Below are 15,471 nucleotides of genomic sequence, written 5' to 3'. Positions count from 1 at the left end.
AGGACGAGGAGGAACCATGATGACACAAGAAACCTATGACTTGATTGCGATTGGCACAGGAAGCGCGGCAAGCTCTGTAATCACCCGTTGCGCTGAAGCTGGCTGGAGAGTTGCTGTAATTGATGAACGTGAGTTCGGCGGAACGTGTGCACTACGTGGCTGTGATCCCAAGAAAGTGCTAGCTGGAGCGGCTGAGCTGATTGACTGGAATGAACGGATGCAAGGGAAAGGAATTCAGGGACAGGCGACCATCAACTGGTCTGAACTTATGGCCTTTAAACGCACCTTTACCGAGAGCATACCTAGAGCAAGTGAAGATCAATTCAAACAGGCCGGAATGGATACGTTCCATGGTAAAGCTTCATTTGTCGATGAAAATCATATTCAAGTGGGAGAAGAAATCCTTCATGGCAAACACATCCTGATTGCTACTGGTGCAAGACCAGCACCACTTGAGATTGAGGGCTCAGAGCATCTCATATATAGTGATGACTTTCTGGATCTGGAACAGCTGCCGGATCGATTAGTTCTGGTAGGCGGTGGATACATTGCATTTGAGTTTGCGCATATTGCGGCCAGAGCCGGGACGGAAGTCCATATCCTGCATCGGAGTGAACAACCGCTAAACTCTTTTGATGCGGAGCTGGTGGAATCCTTGTTGCAAAAATCGAAAGAGATCGGCATCCACGTTCATCTGAACGCGGAGGTAAAGTCCATACGACAAGAGGGGAACGCTTATGTCGTTCATGGCACACGTAATGGTGCAGATCACCAGTGGCAGTGCGGACTTGTCGTTCATGGAGCCGGGCGTGTTCCTAATGTGGATGGGCTGGAATTGGAGAAAGCCAACGTCAGCTACAGCAAAAAGGGTATTACGGTGAACGAGTACTTGCAAAGTGAAAGTAATCCGAGAGTGTATGCTGCTGGTGATGTAACCGATACAAAAGGGTTGCCTTTAACCCCGTTAGCAGGTCAGGAATCCCGGGCTGTATCGTTCAATTTGTTGGAGGGAAATCAACACAAACCTAATTATAAAGTGATGCCTTCCATTGTGTTTACTATCCCTGCCCTTGGAGCTGTAGGTATGAGCACGGAACAAGCCAAGAAAGAGGGCTACGAGGTGCAGGTAAATGATATGTCGAAATGGTATACTTACAAGCGAACTCATGAAAAATTCGCCATGGCCAAAGTGGTGATCGATAAATCAACCGGACGTATTCTGGGCGCGCATGTGCTCGGGAGCAAAACAGAAGAATTGATCAACCTTTTTGCAATGGCGATTCAGTTCAATCTGACTATCGATCAGTTAAACACCATGAATTTTGCATATCCTACTGCTGCATCGGACCTGGGTTCTTTAATTTAGAAGTGATGATGAACTCCCTTTTGGGACGGAAGGAAGGATGAAAACAACGATGTCATCGGATTTTATTGGGCTTCATGAAGGCAAGTGGACAAAGGAACCCGTTGCTGCACGGATGGATGGGGATCGTTTCGTTGTGGAAGCTCGGGAAGGCAGTGACTTCTGGGAGAACACATTCTACGGGTTCTGTCATCGGGATGGACATGCCATGCTTGCTCCATGGGACGGAACGGAAGCGATTGAGGTATCGTTTGATCTAAGCTCATTCACCGAATTATATGACCAGGCGGGATTAATGTTATGGTACGGAGAAGACCAATGGATCAAGGCCGGAGTTGAGGTCAATGATGGTGTGGCACATGTTGGAGCCGTCGTGACGGATACGTATTCGGATTGGTCACTCTCTCCTGTGCCAGAGTGGGGTGGACGAATTGTAACAATCAGAGCCTCCTACAGTAATGAGGCTGTTGTCATTCGTGCACGCACAGATGAGCATCCTTGGCGTACGATTCGGGTTGCACGGTTTGCCTATCCAACGAACAAACATGCAGGTCCATTTTTGTGTTCACCAAAGCGTGCAGGGTTCGAGGTAGCCTTTACCAAGTGGAGATCCACGACACCCGATCAAGACTTGCATACAGATCCGCCGATTACGGATTAAAACATGTTCAGAGGCACGATAAACAATGAAACATGAACAGGTGTATCTGGCTTAGAAAGCAAGACAACACAAATAAGCAAGTCTTCCATTAACGGAGGACTTGCTTATTTGTGTGTTTAAACTTTGGACTGTGAAAAGTTTCCCGTTTACTCATTTCATCATTCACCGGGTTCAGTGAGTTTTTTTGGCACATACAACGAGAGTGCTTGCGAACTTTACTTGAGTTTAACGTTTATTTACTCGTGTCCGTATCGAGGGACTGGGGGTTGGTCTTTTTTTCACCCTCATCATCATTGGACTTATTGAACTCAAGCATACGCTCCTCGTAATCGTCCAGGAACCATAACGGGTCCATACTGTCTTCCTCACCGTTGTAATTGATTACGATTTCTTCGCCAGCTTTGATGTCTGTATACGCGTAGAAGTCAAAGGTGTGGTTATCAAAATTGATATCATAAGTAGCGTTAGGTTCATAGGAGTGGTTGATCAGACTGCCGTAGCCGAGCAGAATGGCGGTATGATTCGCCCCATATTCGAACACGTAATCTTCCAAAATCGTTTTTTCGACATGCTCATGATCTTCATTTGGGTAAGGCACAACGGGTGCCTGATGGATAAGCGTTCCTTTGGCAATATCAACGGTAGCAAATACCCCGCGGTTAAACTCACCACCATCGCCCAACTTGGATTGTTTCACTTCAATCATATTTTTCACCTGATGCTCCTGTGGGAGCTCCGTTCTATATAGTAGTAATTCGTTAAGGCAAAATTTTAACCCATACTTTCATATAAGGCAAATTTCAGACAAAAAGGTGCAATATTTTTTAATATGGCGTTGAGTTGTGCAGGATATAACGCTTATAATATACAAAGAATTAAGTCTATATAGAAAAGGTGTCATGAATGAGCATATTAAATGTAGAAAAATTAAGTCACGGTTTTGGTGACCGTGCTATCTTTAACGACGTTTCATTCCGCCTCTTGAAGGGCGAACATATTGGTCTGATCGGGGCTAATGGTGAAGGTAAATCCACCTTTATGAACATTATTACAGGAAAACTTCAGCCGGATGAAGGCAAGGTGGAGTGGTCCAAACGGATGCGTGTTGGTTATCTGGACCAGCATGCTGTATTGAACAAAGGCCAATCAATCCGTGACGTACTTCGCGGCGCGTTCCAGTATTTGTTTGACATGGAACAGGAAATGAATGATATGTATGGCAAAATGGGCGATGTGACTCCTGAGGAACTCGAACAACTTCTTGAAGATGTGGGTACGATTCAGGATACACTGACAAACCAGGATTTCTACATGATCGATGCCAAAGTGGATGAAACCGCACGTGGTTTGGGTCTGACGGATATCGGTCTGGATAAAGACGTCAATGACCTGAGTGGTGGACAGCGTACCAAAGTCCTGCTTGCCAAGCTGCTGCTGGAAAAACCCGATATTTTGCTGCTCGATGAGCCTACGAACTATTTGGATGAATTGCATATCGAATGGCTGAAACGTTATTTGCAGGAATATGAGAATGCTTTTATTCTGATTTCTCATGATATTCCGTTCCTGAACAGTGTTATCAACTTGATCTATCACATGGAGAACCAGAATCTAACTCGTTATGTGGGCGATTATGATCACTTCCAGGAAGTGCATGAGATGAGAAAACAGCAGTTGGAGTCGGCTTACAAACGCCAACAACAAGAGATCGCTGACCTCAAGGATTTTGTAGCGCGGAACAAAGCAAGTGTAGCTACACGTAATATGGCGATGTCCAGACAGAAGAAACTCGACAAGATGGATGTCATTGAGATCGCCAAGGAGAAACCGAAACCGCAGTTCAACTTCCGTGATGCAAGAACATCCGGCAAGCTCATTTTCGAAACCAAAGGTCTTGTAATTGGTTACAACGAACCGTTGTCCAGACCACTGGATCTGCGTATGGAGCGTGGACAGAAGATTGCCCTCGTTGGTGCGAACGGAATCGGTAAAACAACTCTGATGCGCAGTATTCTGGGTGAAATTCAAGCTCTGGAAGGAACCGTTCAACGCGGTGAACATCTGGAGATTGGTTACTTCCAGCAAGAGATGAAGGATGCCAACTACAATACATGTATTGAAGAGATCTGGCAGGAGTTCCCTTCCTATACCCAATTCGAGGTGCGTGCTGCACTTGCAAAATGTGGTTTGACTACAAAACACATTGAGAGCAAGGTAGCTGTACTAAGTGGTGGGGAGAAAGCCAAAGTGCGTCTCTGTAAGCTGATCAATAATGAAACCAACCTGCTTGTACTCGATGAGCCGACGAACCATCTGGACGTTGATGCCAAGGAAGAGTTGAAACGTGCGCTCAAGGCATACAAAGGCAGTATTCTTCTAATCTCCCACGAACCGGAATTCTACCGTGATGTCGTTACGGAGACGTGGAACTGTGAGTCGTGGACAACAAAAGTATTCTAAATAGAGGTTGTTCAAAAAGTCCGCTTTTGATTACGAATCATGTGCGAGCTTGCGAACAAGCTCGAAGCGTGAGAAAAAGCGCGAATTTTGCTTGCAAAACAGGCAGAACTCGCGCTTTTTTTGCGTGGTTTTAACGAAAAATGTTTGAGCCCAATTCACAGTTGACAGCTTGAATAAGGCAATAATATAATTCAGGAAAGCGATTACATTTATATATTAAAAACCTGTTTCACTGCATAGGGGCAAGGAAGACACGGTATTCCGTATGGGTATCATTGCACTTAGAAGGGAAGACGGGTCTTTTTTTTGCACTCCAATGAAACCGGTTTCATTAAAATAAGGAGGTGGACAAACGCTCGTTACTGACAACTGGTTGCTGAGGATAGGCTGAACAACAACACCGCGCATACATGAACCATGCTTTCATCTTTCACGCCAAAGGAGAGAATGAACATTGGATAAACTCAGGAAACCCATGATATTTATGTTATCTGCAACACTTGCGCTGTCTTCCGGACCGTTGATGCTGCCGAGTAAGGCGTATGCCGATCTGAACAGTATACCCGCCACGTTGTTGCAGGACGATTTTTCGGATGGGAATTACACGGAATCACCCGCGTGGAACGTAAGCTCAGGCAACTGGGAAGTGTTCGCTGACCCGACAGATGCGTCCAATTCCACGCTTTTCCAGAGCGATACCAATGAAGGCATCATCTCTACTGGAGACTCCATCTCGGACATGACCGTGTCCATGCGCTTTTATACAGGAGAAGGTAAAGGATATCCGGGCATTTTGCCGCGGTTCCAAGATAAGAGCAACTTTTACTATTTTCAAATGCAGGTACCCAACAATAAACTCGTTTTCTCGAAAAGGGTGAACGGGACAGATACACCTCTGAAAACGGTGGACTATGCGTTTGCCAAAGATACATGGTACACACTCAAAGTGGTGTTATCAGGTACCACCATTCGCGGGTATATCGCGGAAAACGGCTCCGATCGGTTGGTATTTGATCTGGTCGATACTACATACGGGTCAGGTACCGTGGGCATTCGGAATAAGTGGCAGTCGGTACATGCAGATGACGTGATCATTGCCGAGCAACCGGCTGGGAACGATATTCAGCTCTCCATTGCTGAACAGACGGCGTCTTCGGTTTCACTGCAATGGTCTGAAATCGCGGGTGCATCAGCCTACCGCCTGTACCGTTCCTCTACACCTGAAGGCGGTTATTCTCTGGTAACCAGTACCGGATCTTTGGGACACACGGATGAAGGATTAAGCGGGGATACGGTGTATTATTACAGGCTCGCTTATGAATACGGAGGCCTAACCGAATCACTATGGACTGCTCCGCTAGAAGTTCGGACGACTGCGGCGGCACCACAGGCTCCTGGCGAATTAAAGGCCGAAGCACTTAATGCCACAAGCGTGCAGCTATCTTGGCCCGCTGTGGATAAGGCGACTGGTTATCGCGTGGTTCGTGCCGAGGTTGGCAGCGACCAATACGAGCAGGTTTACGAAGGTAAAGGGCTCACATTCACGGATAAGGCACTTGAGCCGGGCAACAGCTATAGCTATCACGTAACGGCCTTGAATGCAGCTGGAGAATCAGCAGTCACTGTTGCAGAAGCCACGACGTACGCCATTGACTCTCCTGCAGCGTTTGCTGCCACAGCTGTGACGGATACTTCAATCTCTCTGGGGTGGAATGTCCTGCCTGGATCTGATGTAACGTATACCGTGTCCCGTGCAACCAGTGCAACGGGTACGTATCAGCAAGTGTACAGTGGCAATGAAAGCACGTTTACCGATAGTAGTCTGACAATGGGCATGGGATATTTCTACATGATCCAAGCGAAGGTGGATGGAGTTGATTCCCCAGCATCTGCGCCGTTGGGTGTTGCCACAATCCGCACAAGCATTACACCGGGACAATTGTGGCCGGATCTGGACGGGAAACCGATCGATGCGCATGGGGCTGGCTTTTTCTATGATGAACAGACGGAGACCTATTACTGGTATGGCGAATATCATAAGGGCGGCTGGCCAGCTGTTGGTGTGCGTGTGTATTCATCCAAGGATCTGATGAACTGGACGGACCGAGGCATGGCGCTAACAACACTTCAATCCATGGATGATTTTGACAATGACCCGTTGATCTCCAAATTGTATGCGGGGCGTGAGGACCGCGTGGATATCTGGGCAGATATTCGCAAAGGACGGATCATTGAACGACCGAAGGTCATCTACAACGACAAAACGAAGAAATACGTGATGTGGGCCCACATGGATGGCGACAAGGACCCCTATAACGATAATGCGAATTACGGTAAGGCGCGGGCCGGTTATGCGATCAGTGACTCTCCAACAGGGCCTTTTGTGTATCAGAAGAGTTACCGGATGGACAGAGCCCCGGAAGGGGAGAAAGATTACTTCCCAAGCGATAAGGGTATGGCACGTGACATGACGTTGTTCAAGGACGATGACGGTACCGGTTATCTGATCTACTCCAGTGAGGAAAACCTTACGCTGTATATCTCCAAACTGAATGAAGACTACAGTGACGTAACAGGGTGGCATAAGGAAGGACGAACGGATGACAAAGGCAATCCTGTACGAGATTCCACCTATCAGGCGGAATACGGCGTAGATTACGTGCGTGTGTTCCCGGGAGGGCAACGTGAAGCACCGGCGATGTTTAAGTATCAGGGGAAATATTATATTTTGACTTCCGGAGCTTCCGGTTGGGCACCTAACGAAAACAAAGTGACGGTGGCGGATAACATTTTTGGCCCGTGGTCAACGCAGACCAATCCGTTCGTGCGTACGTTGCCAACTGATCCCGATCCAGGCAAGGCATTTGGCACACAGACCACATCCGTCATTCCGGTCGATCCGGAAAAAGGCAAGTTCATTTACGTGGGGGATACGTGGAATGGTGGCAATTTCTCGAATGATGCTGCAAAATACGTGTTCTTGCCAATTGAGTTTGGAATAGGCTCCGACATCGCGATCAAGTGGTATAACAGCTGGACACCTGATCTGCTGAATTCGATGGGCAAGGTAGATATTGCTGATCCGTTGCCAGAAGCCGTGGCGCTAGGCAAAGTACCATCCCTGCCAACAACATTGAATGTGCGCGAGGGTGGAGCACTGGTATCAACGCCAGCAGTATGGACGATTGATAACCGGGAGATGACGGCAGAAGATTTTGCTAAGCCAGGACCGCTCACATTACAGGTAACGACACCGGAATATAACAACAAAAAGCAGGCAGTTCGCGTAAACGTCATTCCGGAGAATACACTATATTTCGTGAATAGCGGAGGTTACGAAACGGCTGATTATAGTCTCATGGGTGCTTATATGAAAGGAACGCTTGCGAACCCGGGAACGGCGGACCAGATGTACGCTCCGGCTGAGGGACGTAATTGGGGTTATGTCAGCGCAGATGCACTGGCATCCGGTTCGAATGGCGGGGATATATTCTCGACCGTACGTTATCTGAACGGTGGCAATGTCAGCAATTCCCCTAAAGGCACGGACTTAACCTATAGATTTGATGTGCCAAACGGGACATACGATGTCTACGCCGGATTCAACGATCCGTGGAGCAATACATCGCGCAGAGCGAATTTCATCATCAATGGCACCAATACCGGAGCAGTTACTTTTACGCCTGCCAGCGTTAGAGCCAACAAAGGCATCAGCGTGTCGGACAACAAGCTGGAGTTGACCGTGCGCAATACGGCATCGCAGGACCCGATGATTAGCTGGATTATGATCGTTAAACCTGACGCCGCGCCACCTGTAAATGATAGTGCTGGCCTTAATGCTGATGCGTTGGATTCAACGAGCGCAACGCTTCACTGGGATGCTCATCTTGGTGCAGCAAGCTACAAGCTCTACCGCTCAGATCGTGAGCAAGGAGAGTATAAGGTGGTCTATAGTGGCAATGGGCGGGAGTACACGGACAGTGAACTGAACCCCGGCACGGAATATTATTACAAAGTGGAAGCTTTGGATGCCACGGGGCAATCCTTGAGAGGTGTATCTTCCGCTTATCAGGTGCACACGGCTCAGCAGAGCGCTGCTGATGTAGCCACAAGCATTACAGCGTTGGAACAGCCTTCCGCAGGTGCAAAAAAACTGAAGTTCCCATCCGTGCCACAAGGTTTCACGGTGAAGATCGCTTCCAGTTCGGTACCGTCGGTCATTCAAACTGATGGAACGATTGTCCCACCATCTAAGGAAACAACAGTAACACTGGAGTTGGAAATTACTCGAACTTCTGACGACAGTAAAGCCCTGACTGCACCGTTAACGGTGAAGGTGCTCGCATCTGTGCCTTCCCCCGGAGGCAACCCTGGTTCGGGCGGTAATTCAGGCGGCAATTCCGGTGGAAATCCAGGAAATGGTTCTGGTTCAGCCAGCAATGGCGGACAATCAGGAAGTGGTAACCCAAGTGCAGAGAATGCGGTACCACAACCTAAACCGGAGAAGGACCGTTCTGTTCTGGAGTTGCAGGGACAGTCTGATCAGAAGGGCGTAGTGCAGTCCAACGTGGATGTTTCAACGATTAAAGATGCTTTTAAAGTTGCCCCTTTAACGGATGCGGGTCAGCGCTTGGTCGAACTTCGGCTGAAGTCGGTTTCGGGAGCAACGGGATATGAAGTATCTCTGCCTGCCTCTGCGTTGATAGACCAAGGTGAGTCACATGTGTTCAACATTGTTACAGAGCTGGGGATATTGGAGCTCCCTGCGACACTATTAACAAAGGATATAGTTGGTGATGGGATTGCATCAATCCGATTAGTCAGAACGGAGCTGCCAAAAACAGTCGCGGATCAGCTCGGCACGCAATATGGAGTCCAGCTTGAACTTCAACTGGATGGTCAACCATGGCCATCGGAAAGCGGGTTGAACCTTCGTCTGCCTTTCCAATCCTCACAAAATGCTCAGCAGGATCGGATTGTAGCATTTGCCATTGGTGCGAACGGTGTGGCAACCCCGTTGCCGCAAAGTTACTACGATCAAAAAAGCGGGCAGCTTGTACTTTCCGTAACATCATTCACAGGAAATTATGCTGTTGTGTCTGTGGAGCAGACATTCACAGATCTTGCAGAAGTGCTGTGGGCCAAGAAAGCAATGGAGGCTTTGGCTGTCCGAGGTGTAATTGATGCAGAGGCAAAGGGTGATTCCACGCAGTTACATCCAAAACAGGAGATGACTCGCGGCCAATACATGCAATGGTTGATGACTGCGCTGGGTTTATATGCTTCTTCCGGGAATGCGTTCTCTGATGTAAACGAAAAGGCTTCGTACTACGAAGCAGTTACAGCTGCGCGTTCGCTAGGTATCACCAGTGGTACCGGTGACGGGCGCTTCTTGCCAGAGTCTACGATCACTCGTCAAGAGATGATGACGTTGACAGTGAGGGCACTTGCGGTGGCTGGACTAGTTGACTCCGAGACGGCTGCAACAGATAACCTTACTCGTTTCCGCGATGCTTCCGAGATTCGCTCCTATGCCCGCGACAGTGTGGCATTACTTGTGGATCTTGGCATCGCCCACGGGTACAATGGTGAGGTGAAACCACTTGCCGAAGCGACCCGAGCTGAATCGGCTACATTGTTATATGCGATGATGGACAAACTGGTATGGAATAAATGATGATACATCAGAATCGTAGCGTGTGAAAAAGAAGGCTTACTCTGACCTGGAACCCAGGTTGGAGTAAGCCTTCTTGATTGTACGCCCGTCATGGGCGAAAAGTCAGTTACTCAACGAACGAGTAATCTCCTATCGTTTTGCAGTTGTTATCTGTAATGTCTGCGAATTGTTAATTGTAATGTTTGCCGATTTGATATGCTTGCTCCAGCAAGCTTTCGATATGTTCTTTGGATTCTGAAATGGTTTCATAGAGGAATTCGACTCGGGATTCCTGCATTCTCGCATAGCCTGCGATCCCATTATTTAGATAGTTGGAAATCATGTTGTAATAGTCGTATTTATGGAATGAAGCCTCCGTCCCCCCAGCTAGTGCAATCCACAGTGCCTTTTTGGAGTTTGCCTTGTTCAGCAGACCCATGTTCCATACCTTGTCCAGATAAGCTTTGAGCATGGAGGGGACGTTGTACCACCAGATCGGGAAAACAAATACAATGGCATCAGCCGCAAGCACACGATCCAGCTCTTTGCGAATCACAGGGGCATGCTGTTTATCGGGATTTTGCCAGTCTCGCTCATCTTCTACACGATATAGGGGATCAAATCCGTCATGATATAGATCGAGGATATCGATTTCATGGGAATTCTCCTGCATACCTTCTATAAAACGATTCATCACGGCAAATGTTAGGGAATCCTGTCTTGGGTGAGTAACGACCAGTTTAACTTTCATGTAGGAGTAACCATCCTTTTTTCTTTTTATTTTGGTTAAACATTCTGACCAATGTTATTATAAGTTTCATGACATCTTCTTGAGAAGTACGCACCTGAGAGTGCTGTAGATACTTTGGGGTTCTTCGGTTACTTTTAATAACGGGTATACATATATGTGAATTATGGGGGAGTACAAGTGGAACAAGAAATGAAAAAATATGAGAGTGGCGTGCAGGCAATGCTGGAACTAGTCGGTGGAAAATGGAGGATACTTATTCTGCATCAGCTGATATCAGGTAAAAAACGAACAAGCGAACTTCGCAGAGCCATTCCTGGCATTACCCAGAAGGTCTTAACCCAGCAGCTGCGTGAATTGGAAAAGAATGAAATCATCCATCGAATCATCCATCCCCAGATTCCGCCCAAGGTAGAGTATGAGCTGACAGAGTACGGCTTGACACTACAGGACATCATTGACCGCATATGTCTGTGGGGAGAAAATCACTTGGACAGAGTATACGGAGATAAAAGCAGAGTGCTGGGAAATGATTTTAGTGACTATATTCCACTTTCAACTTCAACTTGAGATGGCCGCCAAATTAAAAATAAAACCAAAACCGTCCTTGATTTGAAAAGGAGGGTTTTTGTTGTTTTTTGTCCTTTATCAGCGAAACTGATAAATGCTATAAAATCATTGAAATTGACCCTCAACACCCGGTGTGTTAGGTTTTAGAGAGAAGAAATTAAATTAATGTGATGATTTTAGTCGGAATTAAAATCGAAGCAATGCGCGAGGTGGCAAACAGTGGAACTTCAAGTGACAAACAGCCCTTTTAATCAAGAACAAGTTGAACTGCTTAATCGTCTTATTCCTACATTGACCGATGGACAACGTACTTGGTTGAGCGGATATATTGCAGCAATTCAGGCAAGCGCGACTATAGCGGCTCCAGCTAACCTGGTACACGCTGCACCATCTACAGGTATTGCACCTGTCAGTGCTCCGCCAGTATCCCGGGAAGTTACCGTGCTTTTTGGTTCACAAACCGGGAATTCCAGTGGCCTTTCGAAGAAGCTGGCCAAGAAACTTGAAGAGCAAGGTCTTCAGGTAACGTTGTCATCGATGGGAGATTTCAAACCGAACGGACTCAAGAAAATTGAAAATCTCCTCATCATCGTCAGTACGCATGGCGAAGGCGAACCACCAGATAATGCGATTCCGCTGCATGAATTCCTGAACAGCAAACGGGCTCCAAAGCTTGAAGGACTTCATTACTCGGTGTTGGCTCTGGGAGATACCTCCTATGAGTTCTTTTGTCAGACAGGTAAGGACTTCGATAAACGATTGCAGGAATTGGGTGGTACAGCCCTTGTACCACGCGTGGACTGTGATGTTGATTTTGATGAAGCAGCTGCGGAGTGGATGAATGAAGTACTGGCATCCTTAAGCAGTACATCTGCTGCTGCGAGTACGGTAACCACTGAGGCTGTTACAGCTGCGGTGAGCGGCGGGGAATCCGAATATGATCGCACGAATCCATTCAAGGCTGAAGTGTTGGAGAATCTCAATCTGAATGGCAGAGGATCGGACCGTGAAACACGCCACATTGAGTTGTCTTTGGAAGGCTCCAGCCTGGAGTACGAGCCAGGTGACAGCCTTGGGGTATTCCCTGAGAATCATCCACGCCTTGTGGAGGAATTGATTGCAGCCATGGGATGGAATGCCGATGAACGCGTGACCGTGAATAAAAACGGCGATCAGGCATCTGTGCACGAAGCGTTGCTGCGTTATTTTGAAATTACAGCTGTTACGAAACCGGTTGTGGAACAACTTGCGAAACTGAATCCTGGGAGTGGCCTGACGGCGTTACTCGCAGATGATTCCGAATTCCGCACGGTCATGAATAGCTGTGATCTGCTGGATCTGGTTCATGATTATAATCTGAAAGGGATTCCAGCTGCAGAATTCGTAGCTGCTCTTCGCAAAATTCCGGCACGTCTGTACTCCATAGCGAGTAGTTCGAAGTCTTTCCCGGATGAAGTTCATCTTACCGTTCGCTCGGTACGTTATGAAGCGCGTGGCAGAGAACGTTACGGTGTATGCTCAGTACATCTGGCTGAACGAATCGAAGCTGGCGACACCTTGCCTGTATATATACAGCATAACCCGAATTTCAAGCTGCCTGAGAACCCGGATACACCGATCATCATGGTTGGCCCAGGTACAGGTGTAGCGCCGTTCAGATCTTTCCTTGGTGAGCGTGAAGAGACAGGAGCAGAGGGCAAGACATGGCTGTTCTACGGGGATCAGCATTTCGCCACTGACTTCTTGTACCAGACGGAATGGCAGCGTTGGCTCAAAGATGGCGTGCTCACTAAGATGGATGTAGCCTTCTCACGTGATACGGAACAGAAAGTGTATGTACAACATCGCATGCTGGAACACAGCAAAGAGTTGTACCAGTGGCTTCAGGAAGGTGCAAGCGTATATATCTGTGGTGACGAGAAAAAAATGGCACATGATGTGCATGCTGCGCTCACCACGATTCTTGAACAAGAAGGCGGTTTATCGCCTGAGCAGGCATCGGAATATCTGACACGGTTACAGCAGGAGAAACGTTATCAGCGGGACGTCTATTAATTACCGGCTCAGCCGGATTGCACCATCCCGCAGAGACGAGAGGAGAAAGCAGCATGGTTTATAATAACTTACTTAACCCACAGCGCACGAATAGCGATGTGGAAGATATAAAGATCAAAAGTGATTACTTGCGCGGAAGTCTGACCGAAACGTTGGCTGATCGCATTACGGGTGCAATTCCAGAGGACGACAACCGTCTGATGAAACACCACGGCAGTTATATGCAGGATGACCGTGACCTGCGCAATGAGCGTCACAAATCCAAGCTGGAGCCTGCATACCAATTCATGTTGCGTGTGCGTGCTTCCGGTGGGATTGTAACCCCGGAGCAGTGGTTGATGATGGACAGAGTGGCACATAAATATGCGAATGAGACGATTCGTCTGACCACACGTCAGTCTTTCCAACTGCATGGCGTACTGAAGTGGGATCTTAAGAACACCATTCGCGAAGTGAACGATTCGTTGCTAAGTACACTGGCTGCATGTGGTGACGTGAACCGTAACGTGATGTGTAACCCGAATCCGAATCAATCCGATGTGCATGCTGAAGTGTACGAGTGGGCATGTCAGGTGAGCAATCATTTGGACCCACGTACCCGGGCTTATCATGAGCTGTGGCTGGATGGAGAGAAAGTGATTGATTCCCAGGACTCCGACGAAGAAGTTGAACCAATCTATGGCAAAGTGTATTTGCCACGGAAGTTCAAAATCGGTATTGCTGTACCACCATCCAATGATGTGGATGTCTATTCACAGGATCTTGGCTTTATTGCTATTGTGGAGAACGGCAAGCTGCAAGGCTTCAACGTTTCCGTCGGTGGTGGCATGGGGATGTCTCATGGTGACGCCAAAACCTATCCTCAGGTGTCCAAAGTCATTGGTTTCTGTACGCCGGAGCAAATGATTGATGTTGCAGAGAAAACAGTTATGATTCAGCGTGATTATGGAGATCGTGCCGTTCGTAAACATGCTCGTTTCAAATATACGTTGGATGATCGTGGTGTGGAGTGGTTTGTCGAAGAGCTGACCAGCCGTCTGGGATGGAAACTGGATGCGGCACGTCCGTATCATTTTGAGACTAATGGAGATCGATATGGTTGGGTAAAAGGCAATAATGGCAAATGGCACTACACGCTGTTCATTCAGAATGGTCGTGTAAAAGATGTAGACGGTTATCCGCTCATGACGGGTCTACGTGAAATTGCCAAAGTGCATACGGGTGATTTCCGTCTGACTGCGAACCAGAATCTGATCATCGGTAATATTAGCAGCCAGAAAAAGAAAAAGATTGAAGCGCTGATTCAGCAATACAATCTGACCGATGGTGCACATTACTCTGCGCTGCGCAGAAGTTCGATGGCTTGTGTTGCGCTTCCGACCTGCGGCCTTGCGATGGCTGAGTCCGAACGTTACTTGCCGTCCCTGATCGACAAACTGGAGCCTGTACTGGACGAAGCTGGGCTGAGAGACGAAGAGATTGTCATTCGGATGACCGGATGCCCGAACGGATGCGCAAGACCGATGCTGGCAGAGATTTCACTTATCGGTAAAGCACCAGGGAAATACAATATGTATCTCGGTGGCAGCTTCACCGGACATCGCTTGAATAAGCTGTACAAAGAAAACATTGGTGAAACCGAGATTTTGGACACGTTAACTCCAATGGTGAACCAGTATGCCAAAGAACGCAATGAAGGGGAACATTTCGGAGACTTTGTCATTCGTGCGGGTTATGTTCCTGAAGTGTTGGATGGTCGACAATTTCACGCTTAATTGACCGGGTAAGATGAACTGAAATTAGGACTGATTTAGGGCGGAAGCATTCCTTTATGGGGTGCTTCTTGTCTGCTATATATGGAGTGAATAGAGGTAACGTTAGTTGCTGTTGAGAGATTTATGAGAGGATAAACTGAGGCTAATCTTCAAATGGAGATGGATAATCACCGCAGTTATTCC

9 protein-coding genes are annotated in these 15,471 nt (G+C 47.7%); 7 read left to right on the top strand and 2 right to left on the bottom strand.

All coding sequences use genetic code 11. The annotated features are described in order from the left end of the window. The first annotated feature begins 19 nt into the window (after nt 1-19). The gene (locus QF041_RS07270) at nt 20-1,366 is read left to right on the top strand and encodes a dihydrolipoyl dehydrogenase family protein (RefSeq protein ID WP_307416919.1); all 1,347 of its coding nucleotides are present in this window, start codon (nt 20-22) and stop codon (nt 1,364-1,366) included. A 37-nt stretch (nt 1,367-1,403) separates the two neighbouring features. After that, entirely contained in the window at nt 1,404-2,024 is a 621-nt protein-coding gene (locus tag QF041_RS07265) for a DUF1349 domain-containing protein (protein ID WP_235200736.1), read from the top strand. Nucleotides 2,025-2,256: 232 nt separating this feature from the next. Here QF041_RS07265 and QF041_RS07260 read toward each other — a convergent pair whose 3' ends face one another. Then, the gene (locus QF041_RS07260) at nt 2,257-2,730 is read right to left on the bottom strand and encodes an SET domain-containing protein (protein ID WP_307416918.1); all 474 of its coding nucleotides are present in this window, start codon (nt 2,728-2,730) and stop codon (nt 2,257-2,259) included. A gap of 197 nt (nt 2,731-2,927) precedes the next feature. On the opposite strand from QF041_RS07260, the gene QF041_RS07255 reads away from it, so the two are divergent. Further along, the gene (locus QF041_RS07255; RefSeq protein ID WP_017688769.1) at nt 2,928-4,484 is read left to right on the top strand and encodes an ABC-F family ATP-binding cassette domain-containing protein; all 1,557 of its coding nucleotides are present in this window, start codon (nt 2,928-2,930) and stop codon (nt 4,482-4,484) included. Nucleotides 4,485-4,938: 454 nt separating this feature from the next. Continuing rightward, on the top strand, nt 4,939-10,161 hold the full coding sequence (locus QF041_RS07250) for an S-layer homology domain-containing protein (protein WP_307413207.1): 5,223 nt from the start codon (nt 4,939-4,941) through the stop codon (nt 10,159-10,161). 169 nt (nt 10,162-10,330) lie between these two features. Here QF041_RS07250 and QF041_RS07245 read toward each other — a convergent pair whose 3' ends face one another. Beyond that, on the bottom strand, nt 10,331-10,891 hold the full coding sequence (locus QF041_RS07245) for an NAD(P)H oxidoreductase (protein WP_036670680.1): 561 nt from the start codon (nt 10,889-10,891) through the stop codon (nt 10,331-10,333). A gap of 189 nt (nt 10,892-11,080) precedes the next feature. Here QF041_RS07245 and QF041_RS07240 point away from each other — a divergent pair, with 189 nt between their 5' ends. From QF041_RS07240 to cysI, 3 genes are all read left to right on the top strand, one after another. Then, the gene (locus QF041_RS07240; RefSeq protein WP_253509488.1) at nt 11,081-11,458 is read left to right on the top strand and encodes a winged helix-turn-helix transcriptional regulator; all 378 of its coding nucleotides are present in this window, start codon (nt 11,081-11,083) and stop codon (nt 11,456-11,458) included. 219 nt (nt 11,459-11,677) lie between these two features. Then, nucleotides 11,678-13,513 carry an assimilatory sulfite reductase (NADPH) flavoprotein subunit gene (locus QF041_RS07235; RefSeq protein ID WP_307413205.1) on the top strand — a complete coding sequence of 612 codons (1,836 nt, stop codon included), beginning with the start codon at nt 11,678-11,680 and terminating at the stop codon, nt 13,511-13,513. A gap of 53 nt (nt 13,514-13,566) precedes the next feature. Next, nucleotides 13,567-15,288 carry an assimilatory sulfite reductase (NADPH) hemoprotein subunit gene (cysI, locus tag QF041_RS07230; RefSeq protein WP_307413204.1) on the top strand — a complete coding sequence of 574 codons (1,722 nt, stop codon included), beginning with the start codon at nt 13,567-13,569 and terminating at the stop codon, nt 15,286-15,288. Nucleotides 15,289-15,471: the final 183 nt, after the last annotated feature.

The sequence above is a fragment of the Paenibacillus sp. W2I17 genome (assembly GCF_030815985.1).
GTDB lineage: Bacteria > Bacillota > Bacilli > Paenibacillales > Paenibacillaceae > Paenibacillus.
Note: the sequence above shows the minus strand (reverse complement) of the source record. Positions and strands in the feature narration are given on the sequence as shown.

Bases quoted from the DNA above. Each gene is read 5' to 3' on its own strand.
- QF041_RS07270 (WP_307416919.1), top strand. From the start codon at position 20: ATGACACAAGAAACCTATGACTTGATTGCGATTGGCACAGGAAGCGCG.
- QF041_RS07265 (WP_235200736.1), top strand. From the start codon at position 1,404: ATGAAAACAACGATGTCATCGGATTTTATTGGGCTTCATGAAGGCAAG.
- QF041_RS07260 (WP_307416918.1), bottom strand. From the start codon at position 2,730: ATGATTGAAGTGAAACAATCCAAGTTGGGCGATGGTGGTGAGTTTAAC.
- QF041_RS07255 (WP_017688769.1), top strand. From the start codon at position 2,928: ATGAGCATATTAAATGTAGAAAAATTAAGTCACGGTTTTGGTGACCGT.
- QF041_RS07245 (WP_036670680.1), bottom strand. From the start codon at position 10,891: ATGAAAGTTAAACTGGTCGTTACTCACCCAAGACAGGATTCCCTAACA.
- QF041_RS07240 (WP_253509488.1), top strand. From the start codon at position 11,081: ATGAAAAAATATGAGAGTGGCGTGCAGGCAATGCTGGAACTAGTCGGT.
- cysI (WP_307413204.1), top strand. From the start codon at position 13,567: ATGGTTTATAATAACTTACTTAACCCACAGCGCACGAATAGCGATGTG.